Source organism: Paenibacillus sp. FSL H7-0737 (assembly GCF_000758545.1).
Classification (GTDB): Bacteria; Bacillota; Bacilli; order Paenibacillales; family Paenibacillaceae; genus Paenibacillus_AQ.
In genome coordinates this window covers 1,804,641-1,829,758 of the sequence record NZ_CP009279.1, presented here as the reverse complement: position 1 = coordinate 1,829,758, position 25,118 = coordinate 1,804,641, and the positions used below count along the sequence as shown (strand labels likewise).

General features: G+C 44.3%; 16 protein-coding genes and 1 other annotated feature. Of the genes, 7 read left to right on the top strand and 9 right to left on the bottom strand.

Features of this window, described 5'->3' with window-relative positions; genetic code table 11:
• The first annotated feature begins 29 nt into the window (after positions 1-29).
• Positions 30-377 carry a phage holin family protein gene (locus tag H70737_RS07915; RefSeq protein WP_042186173.1) on the top strand — a complete coding sequence of 116 codons (348 nt, stop codon included), beginning with the start codon at positions 30-32 and terminating at the stop codon, positions 375-377.
• 69 nt (positions 378-446) lie between these two features.
• Here the strand turns inward: H70737_RS07915 and H70737_RS07910 are convergent, their stop codons facing one another.
• Positions 447-1,514, bottom strand: a complete 1,068-nt coding sequence (locus tag H70737_RS07910) for a GGDEF domain-containing protein (protein ID WP_052404204.1) — start codon at positions 1,512-1,514, stop codon at positions 447-449.
• Between the two features lie 241 nt (positions 1,515-1,755).
• Between H70737_RS07910 and H70737_RS07905 the strand changes: the two genes are divergently transcribed.
• The gene (locus H70737_RS07905; protein ID WP_231573404.1) at positions 1,756-2,184 is read left to right on the top strand and encodes a cupredoxin domain-containing protein; all 429 of its coding nucleotides are present in this window, start codon (positions 1,756-1,758) and stop codon (positions 2,182-2,184) included.
• A 177-nt stretch (positions 2,185-2,361) separates the two neighbouring features.
• On the opposite strand, the gene H70737_RS07900 is transcribed toward H70737_RS07905, so the two are convergent.
• The 3 genes from H70737_RS07900 to pheS all read right to left on the bottom strand — a co-directional run bounded on the left by H70737_RS07900 (position 2,362) and on the right by pheS (position 8,441).
• Positions 2,362-4,419 carry a cell division protein ZapA gene (locus tag H70737_RS07900; protein WP_042186171.1) on the bottom strand — a complete coding sequence of 686 codons (2,058 nt, stop codon included), beginning with the start codon at positions 4,417-4,419 and terminating at the stop codon, positions 2,362-2,364.
• A gap of 199 nt (positions 4,420-4,618) precedes the next feature.
• The gene (pheT, locus tag H70737_RS07895; RefSeq protein ID WP_042186169.1) at positions 4,619-7,063 is read right to left on the bottom strand and encodes a phenylalanine--tRNA ligase subunit beta; all 2,445 of its coding nucleotides are present in this window, start codon (positions 7,061-7,063) and stop codon (positions 4,619-4,621) included.
• 343 nt (positions 7,064-7,406) lie between these two features.
• The gene (gene pheS, locus H70737_RS07890; protein WP_042186167.1) at positions 7,407-8,441 is read right to left on the bottom strand and encodes a phenylalanine--tRNA ligase subunit alpha; all 1,035 of its coding nucleotides are present in this window, start codon (positions 8,439-8,441) and stop codon (positions 7,407-7,409) included.
• Between the two features lie 60 nt (positions 8,442-8,501).
• Positions 8,502-8,788, bottom strand: a binding site (T-box leader).
• A 269-nt stretch (positions 8,789-9,057) separates the two neighbouring features.
• Between pheS and H70737_RS07885 the strand changes: the two genes are divergently transcribed.
• From H70737_RS07885 to H70737_RS29705, 5 genes are all read left to right on the top strand, one after another.
• The gene (locus tag H70737_RS07885; protein ID WP_042186166.1) at positions 9,058-11,619 is read left to right on the top strand and encodes a hypothetical protein; all 2,562 of its coding nucleotides are present in this window, start codon (positions 9,058-9,060) and stop codon (positions 11,617-11,619) included.
• A 54-nt stretch (positions 11,620-11,673) separates the two neighbouring features.
• Positions 11,674-13,059, top strand: a complete 1,386-nt coding sequence (locus H70737_RS07880; RefSeq protein ID WP_042186164.1) for an efflux RND transporter periplasmic adaptor subunit — start codon at positions 11,674-11,676, stop codon at positions 13,057-13,059.
• Positions 13,056-13,754 carry an ABC transporter ATP-binding protein gene (locus tag H70737_RS07875; protein ID WP_042186162.1) on the top strand — a complete coding sequence of 233 codons (699 nt, stop codon included), beginning with the start codon at positions 13,056-13,058 and terminating at the stop codon, positions 13,752-13,754. The genes H70737_RS07880 and H70737_RS07875 overlap by 4 nt, the downstream gene beginning before the upstream one ends.
• A complete protein-coding gene (locus H70737_RS07870; RefSeq protein WP_156113076.1) occupies positions 13,751-14,923 on the top strand; it encodes an ABC transporter permease in 1,173 nt (390 codons plus the stop codon). The genes H70737_RS07875 and H70737_RS07870 overlap by 4 nt, the downstream gene beginning before the upstream one ends.
• Before the next feature lie 439 nt (positions 14,924-15,362).
• Positions 15,363-16,973: a diguanylate cyclase domain-containing protein gene (locus H70737_RS29705; RefSeq protein WP_052404203.1), complete on the top strand. Its 1,611-nt coding sequence runs from the start codon at positions 15,363-15,365 to the stop codon at positions 16,971-16,973.
• Positions 16,974-17,034: 61 nt separating this feature from the next.
• Here H70737_RS29705 and pulA read toward each other — a convergent pair whose 3' ends face one another.
• The 5 genes from pulA to glcT all read right to left on the bottom strand — a co-directional run bounded on the left by pulA (position 17,035) and on the right by glcT (position 25,086).
• Entirely contained in the window at positions 17,035-19,374 is a 2,340-nt protein-coding gene (pulA, locus tag H70737_RS07860) for a type I pullulanase (RefSeq protein WP_042186160.1), read from the bottom strand.
• Between the two features lie 412 nt (positions 19,375-19,786).
• Complete coding sequence (ptsP, locus tag H70737_RS07855) at positions 19,787-21,499, bottom strand: phosphoenolpyruvate--protein phosphotransferase (RefSeq protein WP_042186158.1); 1,713 nt, start codon at positions 21,497-21,499, stop codon at positions 19,787-19,789.
• On the bottom strand, positions 21,492-21,767 hold the full coding sequence (locus H70737_RS07850; protein ID WP_042131974.1) for an HPr family phosphocarrier protein: 276 nt from the start codon (positions 21,765-21,767) through the stop codon (positions 21,492-21,494). Before H70737_RS07850 ends, ptsP begins: the two co-directional genes overlap by 8 nt.
• Positions 21,768-21,867: 100 nt before the next feature.
• Positions 21,868-23,931 carry a glucose-specific PTS transporter subunit IIBC gene (gene ptsG, locus H70737_RS07845; protein ID WP_042186156.1) on the bottom strand — a complete coding sequence of 688 codons (2,064 nt, stop codon included), beginning with the start codon at positions 23,929-23,931 and terminating at the stop codon, positions 21,868-21,870.
• A gap of 279 nt (positions 23,932-24,210) precedes the next feature.
• Positions 24,211-25,086, bottom strand: a complete 876-nt coding sequence (gene glcT, locus H70737_RS07840; RefSeq protein WP_042186154.1) for a glucose PTS transporter transcription antiterminator GlcT — start codon at positions 25,084-25,086, stop codon at positions 24,211-24,213.
• Positions 25,087-25,118 lie beyond the last annotated feature (32 nt).

Here is a 25,118-nt window from a genome sequence, read left to right as displayed (position 1 = left end):
CTTAGCTTGGGCCAAAGGAGGTTAGTACAGTGAATTTCTTGAGTCATGTGGGTCGTTTTATTGTAGCAGCGCTTGTTCTGATGGTCGTTAGTTGGATTGTTCCACAGTTCTCGGTTGGTGGCTTCTGGAGCGCTCTAATCCTTGCACTGGTGATTGCGTTACTCGGCTGGGTTGTCGAAGGAATCTTCGGCAAAAAAGCAACGCCCTTCGGGCGCGGTATCGTCGGGTTCATCGTTAGTGCATTAGTCATCTGGGTCGCTCAATTCGTAGTGAGTGGAGTCAGCGTTTCCATTCTAGGAGCTATCCTGGCGGCGTTGGTCATCGGTATTGTCGATTTGTTTTTGCCGGTATCCACGCCGTTTGAGGCAGCAAAGTAACGAAAGCTATTTACAACACAGAACCCCTATTTCCGGTTTTTTTCCGGTAATAAGGGTTCTGTGTTGTTTTTATCCATATGACACAATCTCCGCTTCATGACTCTCAGCACAATTGACCACTCTGTTCTTACCTTGCTTTTTAGCGGTATAGAGCGCTTTGTCCGTTTTACGAAAAAGAAGCTCTTTCCCATCCCCAAGCTGATAATCACAAATTCCAATGCTGACAGTAATCGGCTTATTTCCAGCCTGTAAATGCTCGATTTGAGCAATATTGATCCGTAATTTCTCTACAGCCTCATAAGACTCTGAAAAACTTTTGTCTGTAAAAATCACAGCGAATTCTTCACCGCCATACCTAGCCGCAAAATCATTTAACTCAATCATACCGCCCACCTTGTCCGCAATTACCTTAAGAACAAGGTCCCCCACCCTATGTCCGTAGGTATCATTAACTTGCTTGAAATTATCTATATCGAAGAGCGCCAGCTGTAGTTGAAGATTGTTGCTTTCACATTGCTCCAATAATGAATCCAAATATTCATGAAAGGTTTTATGATTATATAGTCCAGTGAGTGCATCTATCTTCAGCAGCTTATCCGAAATAGCCCTCTCCACCATTAGATCTTGGCCTTCCTTCGTTAATCTCTCCAGATTTACACGCGCTTCCCGCGCACGAATAATTACAGCAAGAGCCATCCCTACAAATATTATAAACACACACTCTACTATTAAGAATTCAAGCAGCGGTTTATGTAGGAATGGCCGTTCCAACCCGAAATATACTCCCGCATAAAACACAATACTAAATAGTCCCATTAGATACAGGAGCTTACGATCAAAATAAATAAGAGCGACCATAATCGGCATCATGAGCGTCATCTGAGCACCATCGACAAAAGGCTCTAATACAAAATACATAAGGTAGGACACTAAAAATCCACAACTAACCACCCCATATTTAGGGGATTGTTTACTATAACGAAGCCACAGCTCCGCAGTAATCATAAGGACCACAATTAGTAAATTACAAGCAATAAATAAGTGCCATAGATTCGTGTCCATGGTTGTTTTTATTTGAAGTCGGTCAATATTCGACAAAAACAGCAACTGTGAGATTAATAAAAGAATAACTACCATCCAATAACCTTTTAAGATTCTACGGTGCCAAACCTCCGTATTTAGCGTATCGTTAGTGCTTGAAATATGTATCCCCTACTTTTGCACGTTAATGTAATAGCTTTCATTATAATAAATTTTAGTTATATTTTCATCATTTATTTGCAATTTACGACAAAGTTTGAACACTCTCCCTTGTTCACGGATTTTTCACATTTAATCAAAGCGCTTACTTAAATTTTAAGTTATGATGTCTACATAATTGTCACATTTTCACTATGCTTGGACTTCTTGGGAGGAGGTTTGGATCATTAAAAAATTTGCAATTCTACTTTCAATTGTGTTCGTTATAGCACTTACAGCCTGTGGAAACAGCAATGATAGTGCTGCTGGCAATGCTAACACATCGGAGCCGGAGATCGAGGCAGAAACAGAACTTACAATTACAGCTACGAATTACAGCTTTGATCAGGAAGAATATCATCTAAAAAAAGGTGTACCCGTCAAAATTATTTTTAAAAACGATAGCGGCAATCACGGCATCCTTATCCCTGAATTCGAACTCCAGCTTAATAGCAAAAAGTCCTCGAAAGTAATTATTCCAGAGGAAGCCGGCACATTCGAAATGACCTGTTCGATTATGTGTGGATCCGGACATAGCGGCATGAACGCAAAAATCATTGTGGAATAGATGAATCATTAAAAAGCCGATCGTTAGGGAATTGCCCTGACGATCGGCTTTTTATTTAAGTGAGAAATATAAGACATGGTGTGATACTTATTCTTTCGAATATATTAAACAAAGAGGGCTGACCTGAAATAGATCTCTCTACACATCAGGTACAGCCCTCTTTCTTGCATCCGACATTCAACTGTCCTGTTCGATCAGTTGAATCCATTCATTATATTCATTCTGAAGCTTGGCATATTCCTCTTGAAGATTACGATGCTCATCCGTCATCTTTTGTAGCTCATTCTGATGCATCTCAAACTGGACCTGTAGCAGACGAAGTTGTCCTTGGGCCAATTCATAATTCTCGCCGACTTCACCAAGCTGCTGAAGCACCTCACTGCGTTCACGTTCAATAGATTTCTGCTTAGCCTCAGCTTCACCGGCCTCCTGCTGCCAAATATCTATCTCTTCACGCAGCTTCGCTTCCAAATCACTCCACTGCTGCTGTCGCTCGAATAATTCCTCGTACTTTTGCTTCCATGAAGCGCCGTACGCCTCTGCTTCCCTCAGAACATCCTGCTGCTCTGCAACCGTAGCAGCGGCCTCAAGGCTAGCTTCAGACAATTCCTCTAAGCGTCGAGCTGTCTCTTCGCCTTCTTCTTGCAGCAGTTGATATCTTTCCTGTAGACGTTCTCCATCTTGCAGCACTTCATCATATTGAGAGATCAGTTCCTCATAGCGTTCACGAAGTGCAGACAGTTCCTTCTGAACCTGTCCACCTTGTTCACGGAGTGCTGTAGTTTCGTGTTCTGCATCTGTACGAAGCTGAGCTTCCCGATCTAACTGTTGTACTAATCCATCCGCTTGACCACGAAGGATCTCAATCTCCTTTTGAAGCGCCAAAGATTTCTCTTCGGTCTCCAGTAGGTTCATTTCAAGCTCACTAATATCTTCCATCCGTTTATCCGAGAGCTCCTGCCAATTTGCTGCCTCCGCCATAGATCCAGCGAGTTCTTCCTGAACACGGTGCAGATTGTCATTCGTTTCCTGTAGTGACTTCCGCAGCTCTGATGCTTCATTCTGAGACTGCTGATAACGCTGGCGCAATTCTTCCAGCTCTTCATTCAACAGCGTGCCTAGCTCAGTAGCAGTACGCAGCTCTTCACTGAGCTGTTCTTCACGTTTAACCACCGCTTCATATTGTCCGAGCAGCGTCTGACGAGCATCTCGTTCACTCTTAAGACTGGCTTCAGCCGAACGGAGTCTAGACTGAAGTTGTCCTGTTCCACCACGAAGCTCAGCCAGCTGTTTCTCGAGCTCTTGAATGTTTTGCTTATGTCTATGTTCCTGAGTACCTTGTGACTGACGAAGTTCCTTATTCTTAGCAAGCTCCCGTTGTAAAGCTTCCCGTTCTTCAGCCAATTCCTTGCTTAGCTTCGTTGTCGTGCTCTCAAGCTCCTTACCCAGTGTCAACTTCGTCTTCTCGAGTTCCTTACCTAATGTTGATTTGGTTTCCTCAAGCTGTTTCTCTAAGGTTGATCTGGTCTCGGTTAACTCAAGCTCTAGAGCAGACAAGGAGTCTGAATTCTCCTTAGTCAGCGTCTCACGGATGTTCTCTAGCTCTTGCAAATGCGCTGCCTTCTGCTCTTCCAACTGCTGTAGACGGATGGCTTCTGCATTCGCTAGTTCCTCTCGATGATTCTCACGCATAGCAGACTGTTCAGCCTCATAACTTGCCCGCAGTTCCTGCAACTCCAGCTCACGCGCAAGCAGCTCCTCTTCCAGCTTCTCTCGTGCGGCTTCAGCCGCTTGGGTTGCCTCTTGCAGCTGGTTAGCATGTACTTTACGCTCATTCTCCTGAATTTCCAGATGACGCTTGCGCTCTTCTTCAACCGCAGCAATCAGTCGTGTAGCTTCTTCTTTAGCCGCCGCTTCAAGGCGTTCATATTCTTCTTGTCGCTCCCGCTGAACCTCCAGCAGGCGAGATACTTCCAATCGCAGTTCACTGCGTTCACCTGTCATCATGTTGAGTTCATTTTTAAAATCCTGAACCTGAATAGCCTGCTCCGCCATATGTACTGCTGCAAGCACCGCTATGCGCGGCGTATCCAGTCTGTTGTGTGATTTAGAAATCGTGCGCATATGTTCGTCAACATAACGGGCCACTTGTTTCATATATTCAGTGCTGCTTCCGACGAGTTTATAGGAAGTTCCGTATATCTCCACGGCGACACGTGTCCGGTCCATAGCCACAGTTGTGCCCTCCTTTGTATGTGTGCGGATTCTAAGTTAGTCTTACTGTTTCTATTGTAGCTTTTTTCTTAAGCATTTGGCAAAATCCCTTGTAATCAATAGACTCTCGCTGATATCCTCCGCATTTCACTCTACCCAGAAAAAGCCGCAGCGAATCTCAGTTTCTAAATGGATTCGCTGCGGCTTTACACAATTCCTGCTATTTTCTTAATTCTGCACCAAAAGTTTGTTGAAGGACTGATAATAGCTTATCATGCACCTCTCCAACCTCTTCATCTGTCAATGTATGTTCACCGTGACGATACAGCAGTGAGATCGCAATACTCTTCTTTCCACTCTCTAACTTGCCACCAGTGTACACGTCGAATACCTGCACGGATTGAAGCAAAGTTCCTCCGTTTGCACGGATGGAAGCTAGCAGATCGCCTGCTGGTACAGTTGAATCTACAACTACTGCAATATCCCGTTCCATACCTGGGAAACGTGGAAGCTCATTATATTGCAGACGGCTTTGCGTGTTATCATACAGCGGCTGCAATAGAATCTCAGCTACATAAGTATCCACTAGATCAAGCTCTCTTTGCAGTTCCGGATGAAGCTGGCCCATAGTTCCAATCTTCACACGACCCTCATCTCCGACTAAATATACCGACGCGGAACGTCCAGGATGATACCCTTCTGGACTATCTCCCTCGTAGATAATTCTGTCTGTAAGACCCAAATAAGCAAATACTGATTCCAGCGCACCCTTCAAATCAAAGAAATCTACAGGCTGTGCAGAAACGTTCCATTGCTTCACGGTTAGGCTACCGCTAAGCAACAACCCCAGCACCGGCAGTTCACGCGGCTGACGAGTCAACTGTTCCTCATCTGTGAAGAAGACATTGCCGATTTCAAACAACGCTAGATCGCTTTGACGACGGTTGGTATTATAGCTAGCAATATCCAATAGTTGTGGCAGAAGGCTAGTACGCAGTACACTGCGTTCTTCACTCATTGGCATAGCCAATTTAACCGCTTGTGAGCCTTCTGATAACTCAGGGAACATTTTGCTTTGTTTCGGCTGGATGAAGGAGTAACCCATCACTTCCTGATAACCGCCATGCGACAACAGGCGACGCAGTTCACGGCGGAGTGATTGCTTATGCGTCAATGCGCCTGGCGTTGTAACACCTTCAATCAGAGTCGTTGGAATATTGTCATACCCGTACAGACGAGCAATTTCTTCGATAAGGTCAACATCATAGCTGATATCGCCACGTCTAGTTGGCACCTGAACTTCGATCAATCCTTGTGCGGTATCCCCGCATTTGAAATGTAGACGACCAAACAATGTCTTCACTTCTAGCAAGGACAGATCTGTTCCGAGATAACGGTTCAGCTTCTCCAAGGACAAAGTAAGTACCTTCTCTTCTCCTGCGACTGTTCCTGCTTGCACAATTCCTTCATGCACAGATCCGCCAGCATAACGCGCAATAAGTACTGCAGCGCGATTCAATGCAGGGATTACTGCATTTGGATCCACTTCTTTCTCGAAACGAAGCGATGCTTCCGAGCGAAGTCCCAGTTGACGCGAGGTTTTACGAACGGTTCCTCCGTCAAACTTAGCGGATTCCAGAACGAGATTTACCGTCTCAGCAGTAACTTCCGTATCCTGACCTCCCATTACTCCAGCCAGAGCTACTGCTTTAGCTCCATCAGCGATAACGAGCATATGTGGCTCAAGCTTCCGTTCTTGGCCATCAAGTGTAGTAAGGACTTCATCTTCATGAGCAAGACGAACGCCGAGTTCTCCACCTTCTATTTTATCTGCATCAAAAGCATGAAGCGGCTGTCCGTATTCGAGCATCACATAGTTAGTGATGTCTACGATGTTGTTAATTGGACGAATCCCTGCCGCCATGAGACGATTCTGAATCCACAGCGGGGATGCTGCAGGTTTTACACCTGAGATATAACGAACTGCGTAATGACTGCAATGTTCTTCATTCTCAATCTTAACGGAAATAGATTGAGCAGCTGCTCCGCTGATCTCAATCATTTCACTCGCAGGATCAGGCAATTTAATGTCGCGTCCAAGAATCGCGCTCACTTCATAAGCAGCACCAATCATGCTTAGGCAGTCTGAACGGTTCGGAGTCAGATCGAATTCCAGAATTTCATCATCTAGACCCAGCAGCTTTGAAATATCTTGACCGATCTCTGTACCTTCAGGAAGTACAAGAATTCCTTCTTGCTGCTCTTTAGGAAGCAATTTATCATTGAGTCCCAATTCTTTAGCCGAGCAGATCATCCCTTGTGATAATACCCCGCGCAGCTTCGCTTTTTTGATATCCAGCCCTGGCAGCTTAGCGCCAACAAGAGCTACAGGAACGGTTTGTCCCGCAGCTACATTCTTTGCGCCACAGACGATTTGCAGATCTTCACCTTGACCTGCATCCACGATACATACGTTCAGCTTATCCGCATCAGGATGCTTTTCTTTCGATTTCACATAGCCGGTTACGATGCCGGAAATCCCTTTATTGCGGCGCTCTACTCCGTCAATTTCAATGCCGGCAGCGGTAATCTTCTCCGCTAGCTTTTCGGCGGTTACTCCTTCAATCGATGTATAATCAGCCAACCATCCGGTTGATACTTTCATGTCCGCTCACTTCCTTTATGTTTCAGATGTATTTATCTACTTGCCGTTCGATCTGCTTCCTGTGGGAGTAGTACAATTTAGGATTACTCGATGAAAGCTTCATACCCGTCCTATTTATAGCAGTCACTACGAAAAATATTGGACTTCCGATCGCTGTTATCCTCAGATTTCCTGATTAGAACCGCTTCTCGCGGTAGAAATCCGAGGATAAAGGCGAACGCTGGCGCTTCTACAGTTCCAAAATTCCTCTCCGTTCCTTCTATTAATAGTCTTTTATTAAGCAAGATCAGTAACCCAATTGCTACTTACTCCTAACCCGCCAGCCAGCTCGCCCACCAAAAATCTAAACGCCCTTGAACTGCTTTACAAAACTCATATCGTTGTTATAGAAATGACGGATGTCATCTATGCCGTATTTAAGCATAGCAATCCGCTCAACACCCATACCAAATGCGAAGCCGCTATACTTAGCAGGATCATAGCCACCCATTTTCAGAACATTTGGATGCACCATGCCGGCGCCAAGGATTTCTAACCATCCGCTTTGCTTGCACAGTCTGCAGCCATCGCCGCCACATTTGAAGCAGCTTACATCCACTTCAACGCTTGGCTCGGTGAATGGGAAGAAGCTCGGACGAAGACGAATGTCTGTATTCGGGCCAAACATCTCTTGTACGAATTGCTGCAAGGTACCTTTCAGATCACTCATCCGAATGTTGCTTCCGATAACCAAACCTTCAATTTGATGGAACTGGAAGGAATGCGTTGCATCGTCATCATCGCGGCGGAATACTTTACCCGGGCAAATGATTTTAACTGGAACTTCACCGTTCATAGCCTGCATAGTACGAATTTGTACCGGAGACGTTTGAGTACGCATAAGCAGGTCATCCGTTAAATAAAAGGAATCCTGCATATCGCGTGCCGGGTGATTTTTAGGCAGATTTAGGGCTTCAAAGTTATAATAATCGGTCTCCACTTCCGGACCTTCAGCCACACGGTAGCCCATACCAATGAAAATATCCTCAATTTCCTGAACCACTCTGCTAAGCGGGTGAACGCCCCCTTGCTGCATGCGGCGACCTGGCAGGGTTACGTCTACTTTTTCAGCCTGCAGACGTTGCTGAGTCTCTTGCTGTTGAAAAGCCTCTTGCTTCGCTCCAATAATCTCCTCAATGGCACTACGCACCTGATTCGCTACTTGCCCGATAACCGGACGCTCCTCAGCACTAAGTCCTCCCATACCACGTAGAACTTCTGTAAGCTCGCCTTTTTTACCGAGATATTTCACTCTTAGGTCATTCAAAACCTGTGGATCCATAACCTCCTGCAACTTAGCCAGCGCCTCAACCTTCAATGCTTCCAACTTCTCTTTCATGGCCGTGTACAGCCCCCTTCAATCATTGTCTAGTTCAACAAAAAAAGGCCTTTCCTCCCGGTAAGGGACGAAAAGACCGTGGTACCACCCTTGTTAGACAAGCTGATCTGTTCCCCTTAAGAGCTTCATTCCCTCTTTTGGCTGGACAGATACCTATCTCACTTTATACAGAAATAACGGTCTGTGACCGGTTTCCCCTACGCTTCCTTACAAGGCAATCTTAAGGAATTCAAGGAACTGCTCCGGAGTGAACTTCGACAGCTCTGTATCCTAGAAACGCTCTCAATCACCGGCGTCTCCTCCCTGTAAGTCAGGCACTGTGTACTCTTCTCCATCACTGCATTTCACAATTCAATCTAATTGTCAGGTATCTCTTTTATGCAAGAGATATGTCTGTTTATTATATGCAAAATCTGTCGTTTTGACAAGTTCAAGCATAATTAGGGCAATTTTTATCTGCCTTTAAGCTGGCTTTAAGGTTCAGAGCCATTTTGAGGACTTTTTTTCAGCTAACGTTCAGCGGAGCTTGATAATTTCCATTATTAAGAAGGCATGGTTGTACTCAATCATAAATCACCTTCATAATACAAGGACTTTCATACCGGGAGGGAATTACATGCATGCACGAAGAACAAAAGTAGCTGTGATCATACTTAGCGCAGCAGTTCTGAGTCAAGCTTCAGCGTATGGAGCATACGCGGCATCAACGACTACTTCATCCACCAAAACAGCAACTGCCACCACTGTATCCACTCTGGATAAACTCGGCTCTATAGCTTTAAAGAGTAACTTTAGTGTGAAGCTGACCGATGTTGGCTTTTTGACTCAGGATGGCGGCAATATTCTTACATACACCCTCAGCTATAACAATGGGAGCGGAAGCAGCATTAATCTTGTGGACTATTTCTCTAAAGTAACTACTGCCGGAGGAACCGTTATCCAAGGAAGCCCAGTAACCAGCAGTGCAACCATCAAATCTATCCCCTCCAAAAGCAGTCAATCCGTAACCTATTACGCAAACGTTGGTAAATCCACATCTTTAAATGGAGTGAAGATTTCAGTATTCGGTTGGGATTTCAGCAGTACCGATTATCAAAAAAAGCTGGGGACCTTCACCATGCCTGTTGCTTTTTCACAAGCGGTCGCTAGAGGCCAAAGTAAAAAGATAACCTTGAATAATCAGCCCCTAACAACCAAAACGGAAAGTCTGCAAATTTACAAATATAACGGTAAGGTATACGCCAAAGTAGGTGTGAGCTTAACCAATCAAGGAACCAAAGTGCTAAGTGATCCTGGACTTAAGGGATACCTCGCATCTGCAGGAGGATCTGTATTTGAATTAACGCTTGATGATGCGAGCAGCAACTACAAAGTACAGCCACAGGAAAAAAAGACGATCTACTACATGACGGAAATTCCCTCTTATATGAAGACAGACAATATGACTCTGCAGTTTGCTGCAGAAGATACCTCATTAAAATTAGCTTTGCCCATCGTCACCTATAACCTTCCCGCTGCTACCACACCAGATCTTGTCGTAGCCAGCAATGTCATCAAGAAGCTTACGATTAACAATAATACTGTCGAGACGCAGTTAAAAAGCGCCAATGTCTATGCCGACAACGGCACCGCGAATTGGACGCTGCAATTTCGAGTAAAAAATAGTGGCAACAAGGCGATTACTTTGCCTGCTTATGAGTTTACCGTTAAAGCCGCTGAAAGATATAGCTTTCCGTTGGACACGAAGGCTTTCGCAAACCTTACACTCAAACCCCTTGAAGAAAAAATAATTGAGCTCAGTGCAGAAGTTCCGCTAACGATCGCTCAAGGAACGCTACAGCTGCAAATGACTGAACCCGCTGTAGAGGGTAAGATTATTTTTCCTACAGCCTATTATCAGATTCCTTACACACTCCAAACTAACAATTGGCAGGATACAGAATACGCGGTGGAGAACAGTTACGGCACATTTGCTGTCAAGCTTGAGAACATCCAGCGGCTACCTTGGGCAGACAAAGATCAGCTTGTAGCTAAAATCAATATTCGCAACACGAAATCGACCTCTGTGCAGCTTCCTGCATTTACAAGCGTCATTAAAGCTGGTGAGAGTGATATTAGCAGCACTTCCCAAGTTGTCACAGAAAGCACGCAAACCATACTCGGGCCAAATGAATCCGCAGACGTTTATGTCGTGGCCAATGTTCCTTACACCTACCAGTTCAATCAATTAAAAATAACGCTGCAAGAAACCTCCGGCGAAAGCAAAATTAATTTTCTTTCTTTAAGTACAAATCAGTTGGACAGCCGTGTTCAGGAAGTTGCAGCACTAAGTTCCTTCCAAATTGACCTTGAAAGTAAAAAAGCAGAAGTGTTAGAGCGCCGGACAACGGTTTATCAGGGTGCGAGCTCCAATATCATGTACACAGAACTGGAAATGAACAGTGAGGAAACACGTAAATCGGAGCAGGCTCAACTCGTAGCTTATTACAAAACGCCTGACAATCAATATTACGAAGCCGAGGTCAACCAGTCTACCACTTCCACGAGCCCTAACGGAAAAAATCTGGTTACCGTCTGGACTAAGCTTCCACTTGGAGTAGATCCTTCTCAGCTTGTTCTTTATGTCGGTGAAGGGGTATCCGAAGGAAAACTTACGGCTCCTGGCGGGAAATCAACGGGTTATATCAATACGGTGTCACTGGGTCTAAATAATGTTGCGGTGGAGTCAAAAAGTAATCTTTTGGATGTAGAATTGTTCCCTTATACCCTATCCGTTACAAATGCAGTCGCCACCGTCACTGGTGGAAAAGATACGCTAAGCACTGTCCTAACCTACAACCTGTCGAGCAGCACGCTTTACGAATCGGGTACCTATGAGCACAAGCTTGTACTAGAGCTAATCGACCCCTTCGGACAAACGATGGAGAAGACATTAACACTGGGCACAGATCTACCATTAGGGAACTTCAAGTCATACACCACAACATTCACAAGCAATCTTTACAAAACTCTAGGTGGCGGCGCGATCCGATTGAATGTATACGACGAATTCCAAGGTCATCGAAATTTGCTGGGAACTGGGACCTATGTTGTCACTTATCAGGCAGCGTCAACGACTTCAAACAACAATTCCACTTCAAACACCGATTCAAGTGCTAACAATCCATCCGACACTTAGTATGCGAGGGGTGGCCTAAGTTAAAAGAAATTTGATGATCTATGGAGGAAAGAAATGAAGAAGAAAAAAGTGTTGCTCTGGACCATCGGAGTAGTAGCTGTAGTAACAGCCGGATTGTTGGTGTATACATTTTTACCTGATAAGAGCAGTCAGGCTGCTGAAGTGCCCATTAATACAGCCACGGTTACGAAGGGCGATATCGTAGTAAATGTATCTGGAGCAGGCTCCGTCACGGCCACTGAAACAGGAAAAGTGAAAACGAAGGACGCTGGAACCGTAGCTGAGGTGCTTGTCAAAGAAGGCGACAATGTAAAAAAAGGTCAGACATTAATTACCTTCGAAGGCAATGATTTGAGCGACAATCTCAAGCAGGAACAAACCTCTCTTACCTCGCTTGAAGAGGATCTTCAGGACAAGCAGGAGCAGTATAAGAAGCTTGCCGTGGCAGGTGCCTCCGAGGATGAATTAGCCAGTGCCAAACGTTCGATTGAAAAAGCGAAAACGGATATCGCCTCTCAAATCGAAAAAATTGCTTCTGTTCAAGAGGATATGATCCCTTCAGATCCCCTAACCGCCCCTATTGACGGAACTGTTACAGCAGTTAACATAGCCAGCGGTGAAAAAGCGATGGATGGCTCTGAGCTCATCGATATCACCGATTATGCTAATTTAAGCGTCATAGTGCAGGTGGATGAGCTTGATATTCCTACAGTGAAAATAGGGATGCCTGCTACCATTTCATTGGATGCCCTGCCCGATACTGAATTCAAGGGGAGTGTTACTAAGATTGCTAAGGAAGGCACCGTTTCTAACGGAGTCTCCCTCTTCGATGTTACCGTTGGCTTAACCGCCTCCGAAGGTGCCCTTGTTGGGATGTCGGCAGAAGTTTCAGTTACAACAGCTGAGAAAAAAGATGTGTTAACCGTACCTATTGAAGCTGTTCAAGAAAGAAATGGTAAGTACACAGTTTCTCTCCCTTTAACAGCGGGTTCAGCAGGTTCAGCGGGTTCAACCGATTCCTCAAAAGCCTCTAGCGAGGGCCAAGCACCGAGGCCTAGCGGGGCTCCTGATGCTCGCGATGGCGCTATGCCTAGTGGAGTGCCTGATGCTCGCGGCGGTACTATGCCTAACGGAGCAGCTGGCACAAGAAACCGTGGAAATAGTAATCAGCGAACAGTTTCCGTCGAAGTGGGCATCCATGATGAGAGCAGTATTGAAATTGTCAGTGGGCTTAATGAAGGAGACAAAGTGATCATCCCTACTGTCATCTCTACCAAAACAGGTACAACTAGTACTGAGATGCAAATGCAAGGTGGCATGGGCGGTATGGGTGGCGCCGGTTTCGGCGGTGGCGGCTTTAGTGGCGGTGGTGGCTTCAGTGGAGGTGGTGCTGGTGGCACGGGCGGAGCACCTGGTGGTGGCGGAGGTGGCAGTAGATGAGTGCTTTAACGCCGCTGATCCAAGTCCAGAATATGACCCATGGCTATACTATGGCCGGAGAAACTATGACAGTTCTAAAAAATCTTTCCTTTACAATCGACTTCGGAGAGTTCGTAGCGATTATAGGTCCTTCCGGTTCTGGTAAATCAACACTAATGAACATGCTCGGATGCCTGGATGTATCGGATGAAGGAAGCTATCTTCTAGACGGACAAGAGGTTCGCAAGTTATCCGACAACAAGCTGGCAGTTATCCGGAATGAGAAGATCGGCTTTATCTTTCAAAACTTCAATCTCCTCCCCAAGTTATCTGCTGTCGAGAATGTGGAGCTTCCGCTAATATACCGTGGCCTCTCACATCGAGAACGCAGAGAAACAGCTCAGCAAGCACTCCTTAAAGTTGGTTTGGAGGAGAGAATGCATCACCGACCTTCTGAGCTTTCAGGAGGACAGCAGCAGCGTGTAGCGATTGCGCGAGCCATGGCTGGATCTCCCCCGATTCTACTTGCAGATGAACCTACCGGGGCGCTTGATACGCGAACTGGACAAGAGGTCATGCAGATGATACGAGAATTAAATGAGCAGGGTCATACAATCATCCTAATCACACATGACCTCGAAATTGCAAAGCAAGCAAAGCGGATCATTCGTATTCAAGATGGCAACCTCGTAGAAGATCGGAGGAATGCGAGGTGAAATTATTTCAAAGTATGCGGATGGCTCTAAAAAGTATTTACAGCAGTAAAGTAAGAGCTTTTTTAACGATGCTGGGTATTATTATTGGTGTATCATCCGTTATCATCCTCGTTTCTGTGGGGCAGGGAACTACTTCTCAAATTACGGAGCAGCTTAATGGACTCGGAACAAATCAACTGACGGTAAACATCACTGGCCGTGGGGCTACCACCTCCCTCACCTATGAAGAAGCTTTGGCACTTGGAGATATAGAGGGGATAGAAAATGTAGCTCCTGTGATCAGTGGCAACGTTACAGCCAAGCATAATACTGAGAATGTTAGCGTAACTGTTGAGGGCATTACTCCTTCTTATGAGGACGTTAAGGATTTTCATGTGCAGTCAGGACGTTTCCTGCTTGATATTGATACGGAGTACCGGCAGAAGGTAGCGCTAATCGGCACAGGTACGGCTGAGGATTTATTCGGCACAGATGATCCAGTAGGCCAAAAGGTACAGCTAAACGGGATCAGCTATAAAATCGTCGGTCTTTTGGAAGCGAAAGGCTCTAGTCTAAGTGGCTCCAACGATGATATCTTATTGATCCCTATAGCTACTGCAGAACGTCAGTTAAAAAGCAAAGGCGTACGTTCCATCACAATTGCGACGACTTCAGCAGACACTGTAGCTACCGTAAAAGATAAACTAGAGAGTACACTGGATGCTAAATTTAATTATGCAGATAATGCTTTTAGTGTATTTGACTCTCAAGAGATGCTGGAAACTGTTAATTCTACGACAGCTACGCTTTCAATGGCACTTGCGGGAATTGCCGGCATTTCTCTGTTTGTCGGGGGGATCGGCATTATGAATATTATGATCGTATCCGTTAATGAAAGAACAAGAGAAATTGGTATCCGCAAAGCAATCGGCGCCAAAAAGTTCGATATTCTCGCTCAATTCATGATCGAATCCATTGTGCTTAGCGGATTGGGTGGGGTGATCGGTGTTGGCATTGGAGTTGCAGGTAGTTGGTTACTAGGAAAGTACACTTCACTTACAGTATCCATTGCTTGGGATATGGTACTGATATCTTTTGTTTTCTCCTTGCTTATCGGTGTGATTTTCGGAATGATGCCTGCGAACAAAGCCGCACGGCTTCGCCCCATTCATGCACTACGTAACGAATAGTAACTTCAAGTCAGCTGCCACAGTCATTATTATGACTAGGCAGCTTTTTTAACATAACAGAACTCATATTTTTGGGGCTGAGCTGGGTATCATTTACGAAGGCGTTGGGTAATAGGATTTATGGATTTGAATATAGATAAGGCAATAGGCCCATACCATAATCATTTAAATTTTTTATTATTGATATTTATTTGAGGAAGCGATTGCTCTATAAGTAGGACGTCCTATATACTTGTTGTACTACAAACAGCGATCCACACACAATTTATCTTTCCCATGCCTCATTTCCCACTATGTTACAACACCTCTTTTTTTTACATAATCACTCTCAACATCTTTGCCTGAAAATAAAACACGCCTGCCACAAATGGAAGTTCCGCAGGTTATAGGTTAGCAGCAATAAGATTTGTTAAACATCTTATGCGGGGAGAAGATGACCGTGGCTGGATTTTTCGATATCAAAGTAACACGCAAACTAATCTTTATTTTCGCTGCGATCTCCATTCTACTGGTTGGGATTAGTGTAGCTTCTTTACTCTATCTGAATCACACCATTAACAGAATGTCAGATTCTTTATATGAAGATGTATTTGAGAACTCTGAGCTCATACTGAGTGCTGATCGTGATCTGTATCAAGCCGCAATCGCTCTCCACTCCTCCATGAGCTCGAACCTCACTGACGCTGAACGTGATCAGTTCATTCAGGAATTTAAGGACAATAATCAACAAGCACAAGAACGGGTAGGCCTAGCAAGTTCAGACATCAAATCTATCAATAAACCCTACAGTGATTTGAAACAGGCAAATATTCTTACTGAATTAGAGAACGAGCTCCATGCCTTCGAAACATCCCTAGTCCTATGGAAGAGTACAAGGAGTAAATTGATAGCTGAACGAATGCAGATCGGATGGGACCCTGCTTCATATCATGCTGTAAGTCTGAACATGCAGTTAAATGAAGTCAGAACTCATCTAGATCAATCAGAAGACCTGATAGACACCTACGCTTTACAAGTAACAGATGGATTCCAAGATAAAAAGAGTGCACTCTTTGCGCTATACTCATTGGTCTTCTTTATTCTGCTTCTAGTTATTATTTATCTGGGTCGCAAAATCATTTGGCTCAAAAATGAAATGCTAGAGGAACAAACACTCTATCAGCTAATCGGTGAAACCATGTCTGACTTTATTATTTTGACTGATCCTAACGGGTTGATACTGTATAGCTCCCCTTCACATTCAAGTATTCTCGGCTATGTTCCTAAAAAGGGTGATCCACTCTCCAACTACATTCGTGAACCGGAAATTGCTTGGGCTAAACTAAAGAGTGTCGTTCAAGGAACCCCTCGTATCTCAGAGCTACGAATGCGTGGAGCTGAAGGGCAATGGGTATGGCTGGAAACGAAGGTGTCGCCTGTTCGGGGAAGCAATAATTTCCCAGCACAATTTATGTTAGTGTCCCGTGAAATTACACAACGGAAGCAATACGAAGAACGATTACATAAGCTAGCCTTCTATGATCATTTAACCGCGATTCCCAACCGTGCTCATTTCAAAATGTACATGGAGAATCTCATCAACCAACCCGAGGAACGGAGAAAGAATATTGCACTCGCATTGCTGGATTGTGATAGATTCAAGCAGTTAAACGATACCTTAGGACATCTGGCTGGAGACGAATTTCTCCAGCTGCTCTCTCGAGAGCTTTTGCAAACGGTTAAAGGTGTAGGCCAGGCGTTCCGGATTGGCGGTGATGAATTCGCAGTGGTACTACACCGATTTACTTCTCCAGAAATGTTAGATGAAATGCTACAACGGTTGCTTAAGTTATTCAACAAATCTTGGTCTATTGACAATGGATCTAGCTTCCACACCTCCGCAAGTATTGGTGTAGCCCTATTTCCTGAGCATGGAGGCAGTATTAATGAACTTTTGCGTGCCGCAGATCTAGCGATGTACCTTTCCAAAGACCATGGAGGGAATGAAGCTAATCTCTACTACGAGCTTTTAGATGTAGGTTTATCCAACCAGATCATCGGAAAACCATAAGATCAACAAAAAGAGCTGTTCCGGGGTACAACTAACCCTGAAGCAGCTCTTTTTTATTTTTTTAACTGGTTAACTGCAGATGATCATCTGAGATTCCATCATTCTCCTGATCACGATCTATAACCATGACCTTGATCAGCTCTTCATCCTTGGAACAATCAATGAAGCGATCGCCATCCCCATCTTTCTCTTCCCAGTCATTTAGTCGTAATATATACCCGATAGAATCGGTATCTGGCAACACCTCAATTCGTGCAACTGCACGCCCATCCTCCATATACCGAAAGTCGCATTGTCCGTCCTGAATTCCTGTATCCCAAACCCAAAGATTCCAGCCTTGATATTTCCCATCTGGCCGTTCATAGTGTACTTCGATAATTTTGGACCGCGGTGCTGGCTCACCACATTCATCATAGAGCACCATCATCGACAAGCCTTCAATATCCACCTCGCTACCTGCGACCTTCCGGAATGCTTCTGTCCCCGCTCGGGTATGATCCACTACCACGTTCCAACCGTTGTTAGCTTCAGGAAGAGATAGCTTTACTCGATCATTATTGGCATTAAAGATGACTGTTATATTGTTCCAGAGGTCGCCTCCTGCATGATTTCTAAGCAGGTACGACACGATCCCCCCATCACAGCGCAGAAATTCCAGCGAACGCTCAATTTCCTGCCGACCATGTAGACGAAATGCCGGATGTGTACGCCGCAGTTCGATCAAACCTTTATAATATTGAAATACAGGCTTAAACATACTCTTCATGTTCCAGCGGATCGCGTTAATCGTATCACCGCTACGATAGCTATTATGATCTCCAAATTTACTGCGCAGTAGCTCATCACCGGCATGCAGGAATGGAATCCCTTGCGAGGTCAGGATGATTCCATTTGCAAGTAGGGATCGGCGCACGGTCTCATTGCAGAGAATATTCTCCAGATCTACATTCACGTAAGGATTAGCCCGTGAAACGGCATCCTGAAATCCCCCTTGAACGGTAAGCACCTTATCCCATAAATTCAAATTGTCATGGGCTGTTACATAGTTCACCGATTCCACTGGGGAGTCTGTAAATTCGTGGATGGCTCCTTTGATTCCGGCTGCAATAGCCCCTTCTTTGCCGTATTCCCCTGTAATGAAGCCCCGTCCCCATCCATCACTATCACCTTTGATCGCCGAACGAAAGTTATCATTGAAGACAGCATATCCTTTCCCCCGCTGCACACCTTTTAGCGTCTTTGTTGCCAGTGGAGAATCTCCACCTGTCCAAGGTTCGCCATATAACAGCAGATTAGGATTCACCTCAAGTCGAAGCTCTTCCGTTATTTCACGCATGGTCACACTATCCATCAGACCCATAAGATCAAATCTGAAGCCATCAATATGATACTCCGTAGCCCAGTAGGACAACGAATCCTTAATATATTTACGTACCATCGGACGCTCTGTAGCCAGCTCGTTACCAACTCCCGAGCCATTAGATAAACGCCCCAAGTAGTCACGGCGATAGAAGTAATCTGGTACAAGCGGCTCGAAGGGGCCCTTCTCCACAGCATACGTGTGGTTGTAAACCACATCCATAATTACTGAAATCCCACGACTATGCAAAGCCTGAACCATTTCTTTAAATTCCCGGATTCGTAGACCTGGATCGGTAGGATCAGTGCTATATGATCCTTCCGGTACATTATAATGCTGAGGATCATATCCCCAATTGTAGTCGGTATGTTCAATGGACGAACCACGCTTTATTACACTTAACTCATCTACGGTCTGGAAATCAAACACGGGCATCAGATGTACATGGGTGATACCCAATTCAACCAGATGATCAATACCTATTGCATTTCCTTCCGAATCTCTTAATCCAAATTCAGTAAATGCTTTGAATCTGCCCTTATAGTACATGCCAGAGCTCTCATGTGAGGAGAAGTCACGCACATGCAGCTCGTAAATAACCGCGTCTGCAGGATGCTGCAATGGAGGAGCAACGTCCTTCTCCCAATGCTCAGGATGGGTCCTGCGCAAATCAACGATTGCTGTTCTTAAACCATTTGCCGATACGGCTGTTGCATAAGGATCTACCGCTTCCGTCACATTTCCATCAGCAAATACAGCACGGTACATATAATATTTCCCTTTTAAATCACCTGATAACTTAGTCTGCCAGACTCCGCCGTTCTGACGCTGCATATATATAATACGCCCACTATCTGTAGAGCTCGGATCAAATCCAATGTTACGTTGATTTCCATCTGTTTCGTACAAAACTAGAGATACAGCAAAAGCAGTAGGTGCCCAAACTTTAAATACACTGTACTCCACCGAGTACGTCAAGCCCAGGTCTTTACCTTCATAGACCTCTAACATTAATTCTGTATTTATAACATTTTTACTCATGAGTTAACACCATCCTATGGCTCCCTGGCTAACTTATAGGGATGCTTATAAGTCCAAATATTTCCAATTTAGATCATATTAATACTTGCACAGCTCTGCAAGTCGGTAAAGGAGTATAAACTTTCTATAGATTCATACTATTATATGTAAGACATATTTACAGGTTTGGGTTCCTTACCGACTTTATACTCATCACTATTACTATCGGCATAGACATCTGTGCAATAAAGCAAATAAAAAGTGAATTTAATTATTCTAAATTGAGTATAACGCTCACGTATGAACTTAAGCCAACGTAAGAAATAAAATTATCGATATAAACACAAAAAAACCGACCTCCAAACATCGGAAGTCGGTAATAGTAGTTGGAACGTTATAAAACGTTTTAACGGAGTAATGCATATGGAAATAGTTAGTTAGTGATGCTTTGAACAAGTGCAGCTACTTCTTCAGCAGTGCCAAGTTGCAATGCTTTTGCAGCCAGTTCCTTCATGTCGGCAGCCGACAATTTAGAAATTTGACTACGTGCTGGCAGAATTGACGTTGCACTCATACTGAATTCATCAAGACCAAGACCTAGTAAGAGTGGAATCGCTGTTGCGTCCCCAGCCATCTCACCGCACATTCCTGTCCATTTACCTTCTGCATGCGCTGCATCAATTACATTCTTGACCAGACGCAGGATGGCCGGATTGTATGGCTGATACAGGTAAGACACCCGTTCATTCATACGGTCAGCAGCCATTGTATATTGAATAAGGTCATTCGTACCAATACTGAAGAAATCAACTTCCTTTGCGAACTGGTCAGCCAGTACAGCAGTGGAAGGAATCTCAACCATAATGCCGAGCTGAATGTTGTCAGATACTTCCTTTCCTTCTTCACGAAGCTTCGCTTTCTCTTCAAGCAGAAGATCACGAGCTGCACGGAATTCACCAAGTGTTGCGATCATAGGGAACATAATGCGAAGATCCCCATGAACACTTGCTCTCAGTAAAGCACGCAGTTGTGTACGGAAAATATCCTGACGATCCAGACAAAGACGAATCGCACGGAATCCTAAGAAAGGATTCATTTCCTTTGGAAGATCCAGATATGGAAGTTCTTTGTCGCCACCGATATCAAGTGTACGTACGACTACCGGTTTGCCTTTCATATTCTCAAGCACAGTACGATAGGCGTTATATTGAATTTCCTCAGAAGGCAGCTTATCGCGGCCCATGTATAGAAACTCAGTACGATACAAGCCTACACCTTCGCCACCATTCTCAATTACACCATTGACATCGTTTGGTGTACCGATATTAGCCGCCAGCTCCACGTGCTTACCGTCTGAAGAAATCGTTGGTTTATCACGAAGTTTCTTCCACTCTGCAATTTGCAAGTCGTAAGCTTCCTGCTTGCGAACGTACTCCGCCACTTCTGCTTCACTAGGATTAATAAGAACGTCACCGTTCAGACCATCGACAATCACTAGATCCCCAGAATTCACTTCTGTCATGACATTCTTAGTTCCAACTACCGCTGGAATTTCCAAAGAACGTGCCATAATCGCGGAGTGGGACGTACGTCCACCAATGTTTGTTGTGAAGCCTTTAACATACTTGCGATTTAGCTGTGCTGTGTCAGAAGGTGTTAAATCCTCAGCGATAACAATAACCTCTTCATTTATTTCTGCAGGACTAACATAATGAATACCCAGCAAGTGGTTCAGCAGGCGTTTGGTCACATCACGCATGTCAGCTGCACGTTCTTGTAAGTAAGCACTCTTCATGTTTTCGAACATTTCAATGAATTGTGTAGCTACTTCGTTTAGTGCATAGTCCGCATTAACCGATTCCTGACGAATTTTATCAATTACGGGATTAATCAGCTCAGGGTCCTCAAGAATCAGCAGATGAGATGCAAAAATCTCTGCTTTCTTCTCTCCTAGTTCTGCTAAAGTACGCTCTTTAATGGTCTGCAGTTCAGCACTTGATTTAGCAAGTGCGTCATTCAACTTGGCGACTTCTGCTTCAGGATCACTGATACTAGTTTTTGTAATTGTATAATCCGGATGTTTCAGGATAAAAGCACGGGCTACTGCAATCCCTGCTGAAGCCGCGATTCCTGAAATTTTATTCATGGATTTCCCCTAGCCCTTCTTTAATCATTACATCAGAAAGTGCGCTCAGAGCTTCAGCTTCTTCGCTACCTTCAGTAATCAGAGACAAAGTGTCTCCAGCTTCTAGACCCAATGACAATACGCCAAGGATAGATTTCAATGTAACTTTTTTGCCTTTTGCTTCTGCATAAGCTTCTGTACCTTTGAATTTCGTCGCTGTATTTACCAAGGCAGTTGCCGGACGTGCGTGAATTCCATCTTCATCGATAATTCTGAATGTTGTTTGCATAATATTATCCAACTCGCTTTCTTTTAATAGAATATTTTTAAATTTATAGTGAAGGCTTCGCTCCCTTTAATGTTTAAAGGAAGCGTCCACCCTTGCACTTTTACTGAATGGTAATAATATCCTTATCGCCAATGGATACCTTACCTGGCTTCTTCAAGGTTACGGAAGAGCCTTCTGGTAAATTGGAGAAAATAACAGGAGACATTACTGATGGTGCATTTGCTTTTACATATTCTAAATCCACTTCCATGATCGGCTGTCCAGCAGCTACAAGGTCGCCCTCTTCGACTAGAACTGTAAAGCCTTGACCTTTAAGCTTAACTGTATTAACCCCTATATGAACGAGCACTTCCTTACCTCCATCGGACATAATGCCGATCGCATGCTTGCTCGGGAACACATTAAACACTTTACCGTAGACCGGTGAAGCAATCTTTCCATCATCGGATAAGAAAGCAAAACCATCACCCGTCATTTTTTGGGAGAATACTGCATCGGGAACCTCAGTGATATCCACTAGTTCACCATTTACCGGAGAGACGATATCTTCTTTGATAATCGCTTCACCAGCTTCACCTGCCTGCTGTTCTTCTTCAGGCTGTGGCGTAGCCGCTACCGGCGTTGGCGCAGGTGTCTTCCCGCTAATTACATCTTGAATCTGAGATTTAATGGTATCGGAACGTGTGCCGAAGATCGCTTGAATGTTATTACCCACCTCAAGCACACCTGATGCACCTAACTTCTTCAGACGAGTCTTATCCACACCTGATTTATCTTTAACCTCCACACGAAGGCGGGTAATACAAGCATCCAGATGAGCGATGTTCTCTTTACCACCCAACGCAGACAAGATGTTTCGTGGTAAATCATCACCCGTTTTAGAAACGGCTTCTGTGTTCGTATCTTCAACCTCACCCGTATCCTCTTCACGACCCGGTGTCATCAGATTGAACTTCCGAATAACAAAGCGGAATCCGAAGTAGTAAATTACGGCAAGGGCAAGACCTACTGGAATTACGAGCCACCAAGCCGTACGGTTCGGGATAATACCAAAGAGCACGTAATCAATAAAACCTCCAGAGAAGGTCATACCAATCTTGACATTAAGAATATGCATGGTCATAAAGGACAAACCTGCAAAAACAGCATGTACTGCGAACAGCAATGGAGCTACGAACAAGAATGAGAATTCAAGCGGCTCTGTAATCCCTGTCAGGAATGAAGTCAATGCTGCGGAAAGCATCAAACCTCCGACAAGTTTTTTATTATGAGGTTTAGCTTCATGATAAATGGCCAAAGCAGCTGCTGGAAGACCGAACATCATGAAAGGATACTTACCTGTTGTAAATGTTCCTGCTGTGAATTCTACGCCATCACGAAGCTGCTGCATGAAGATCCGTTGGTCACCACGAACCAATTCCCCAGCTTTATCTACGTAGGTACCAAATTCATACCAGAACGGAGAATAGAAGATGTGATGCAGACCAAAAGGAATAAGCGAGCGTTCGATTGTTCCGAAGATAAACGCTGCGAGCGTTTTATTCGTATCAATCATACTTTGTGATACATAATTCAGACCGTGTTGAATTGGCGGCCAAACTAATGTCAATGCCAAACCAAGAATCAAAGACGTTACCGCAGTCATGATCGGAACGAAACGTTTACCTGCGAAGAAACCCAGGTAGGATGGAAGTTCGATTTTAAAGAATCGTTTGTACATGGACGATGCCAATATACCGACGAGTATACCTCCAAATACCCCCGTTTGCAGTGTTGGAATTCCTAAGACGCTAGCATAGGAAAAGTCGCCTTGGCTCAGGACATAATCATTGACGCCAATTACAGTACCCATCGTAACATTCATTACGAGGAAACCAATAATAGCGGCTAGACCAGCAACACCCTCACCACCGGATAAACCGATGGCAACACCCACGGCAAATAGTAAGGATAAATTATCAAATACAATTTGCCCTGAGTTCATCAATACGTTCGCAATTGCCTGAACTACATCGTTCTCAAGTGCCGGAACGTATTGTAGAAAATCGGGGTTTACCAGCATGTTTCCTATTCCAAGGAGCAGACCGGCTGCTGGCAGTATGGCTACTGGGAGCATCAGCGCTTTACCGACTCTTTGTAAAACGCCGAAAAGCTTTTTGAACATCATGGTCACTTCCTTTCATTATTCACATTTTCAGTAAAACAGATGCCAAAAAAGGCATGAGCAACACAGTATAAAGGTTGTTATCTAACGGTAAGGTTAGATTACCCCAAGATGGGGACTAGCAACCAAAATACTGTAAATCACTCATGCCTGATCGAATCAGTTACACGCTTGGTATTCTGTTTTAATTAGGACACCGATATTGTAGCACCGTTTTTTTGTAGTGACAAGCTTTTTTTAAAATAAAAGAAAGTATAAGTTTCACTTTATACATTATCCTTATATTTCTCGCTTCGTCTCCATATCCACTTCATCCTCTTTCTTCTGGGCAAGACGTTGCAAATGAACTGTCAAATAACTGACCTCTGCTGGATACACAGGAATTCGCACTCGGTTCTCAATCACCTTAGTTAATTGCCAAGCCAAGGTATACATTTCGGGATACTCTCGTTTCATAAGACCATCCAGTGTAGAAGTCTCCCGCACTGATTCTCCACGGCGTAGTCTTTCTAGAACAAATCGTAGATGAGTCACCAACCGCGAATAATCAAGTGAATCACGTGGAATTCGATATTCGAGATTATTCTCTACAATTCCGATCAAATCACCAATCAAAAGAGAATGCTGTCTGACCTCGGAAATTTGTCTATTACTCAGCGCGCTAACGATATGAAGTGCAACAAAACCCACCTCATCTACAGGCAGTTCCACGCCCATGCCTTCATTAATCCGCTCAATCGCATACTCTGCCATCTTATACTCTTCAGGATAAATTTCCTTAGTCTCATACAGAAACGGATTGTGAATTGGGATATCTTGTTCATAACGCCGTATAGCAAATGAGATATGATCAGTGAGTGCAATATGAACATGCTCATTAAGTGGTTGACTACTGCTATGCATAATATATAACAAAATTCCATGTACAATCTCAATCAGCTTTTCATCCACTTGGGGAAGAAGCTGTTTATATTGTTCCTGCTCTTCCTGGCTGCGAAGAATAAACATCTTCTCCACGGAGGATAGATCAATCCGATCATGCAATTTTCGGTTAAACCCTATTCCTTTGCCAATCACTACAACCTCGGAATATTGGGGATGGTCCGCAATGATAACGTTGTTATTTAACACCTTTGCTACAGTTATGCTACTCATTTTTGACACCTCTTTTATTTCTAAACACCTGA

What these genes read in the sequence shown, in the direction of transcription:
- H70737_RS07910 (WP_052404204.1), bottom strand. Translation starts at nt 1,514, where the DNA reads ATGGTAGTTATTCTTTTATTAATCTCACAGTTGCTGTTTTTGTCGAAT.
- pheT (WP_042186169.1), bottom strand. Translation starts at nt 7,063, where the DNA reads ATGAAAGTATCAACCGGATGGTTGGCTGATTATACATCGATTGAAGGA.
- pheS (WP_042186167.1), bottom strand. Translation starts at nt 8,441, where the DNA reads ATGAAAGAGAAGTTGGAAGCATTGAAGGTTGAGGCGCTGGCTAAGTTG.
- H70737_RS07885 (WP_042186166.1), top strand. Translation starts at nt 9,058, where the DNA reads ATGCATGCACGAAGAACAAAAGTAGCTGTGATCATACTTAGCGCAGCA.
- H70737_RS07880 (WP_042186164.1), top strand. Translation starts at nt 11,674, where the DNA reads ATGAAGAAGAAAAAAGTGTTGCTCTGGACCATCGGAGTAGTAGCTGTA.
- H70737_RS07875 (WP_042186162.1), top strand. Translation starts at nt 13,056, where the DNA reads ATGAGTGCTTTAACGCCGCTGATCCAAGTCCAGAATATGACCCATGGC.
- pulA (WP_042186160.1), bottom strand. Translation starts at nt 19,374, where the DNA reads ATGAGTAAAAATGTTATAAATACAGAATTAATGTTAGAGGTCTATGAA.
- ptsP (WP_042186158.1), bottom strand. Translation starts at nt 21,499, where the DNA reads ATGAATAAAATTTCAGGAATCGCGGCTTCAGCAGGGATTGCAGTAGCC.
- H70737_RS07850 (WP_042131974.1), bottom strand. Translation starts at nt 21,767, where the DNA reads ATGCAAACAACATTCAGAATTATCGATGAAGATGGAATTCACGCACGT.
- ptsG (WP_042186156.1), bottom strand. Translation starts at nt 23,931, where the DNA reads ATGTTCAAAAAGCTTTTCGGCGTTTTACAAAGAGTCGGTAAAGCGCTG.
- glcT (WP_042186154.1), bottom strand. Translation starts at nt 25,086, where the DNA reads ATGAGTAGCATAACTGTAGCAAAGGTGTTAAATAACAACGTTATCATT.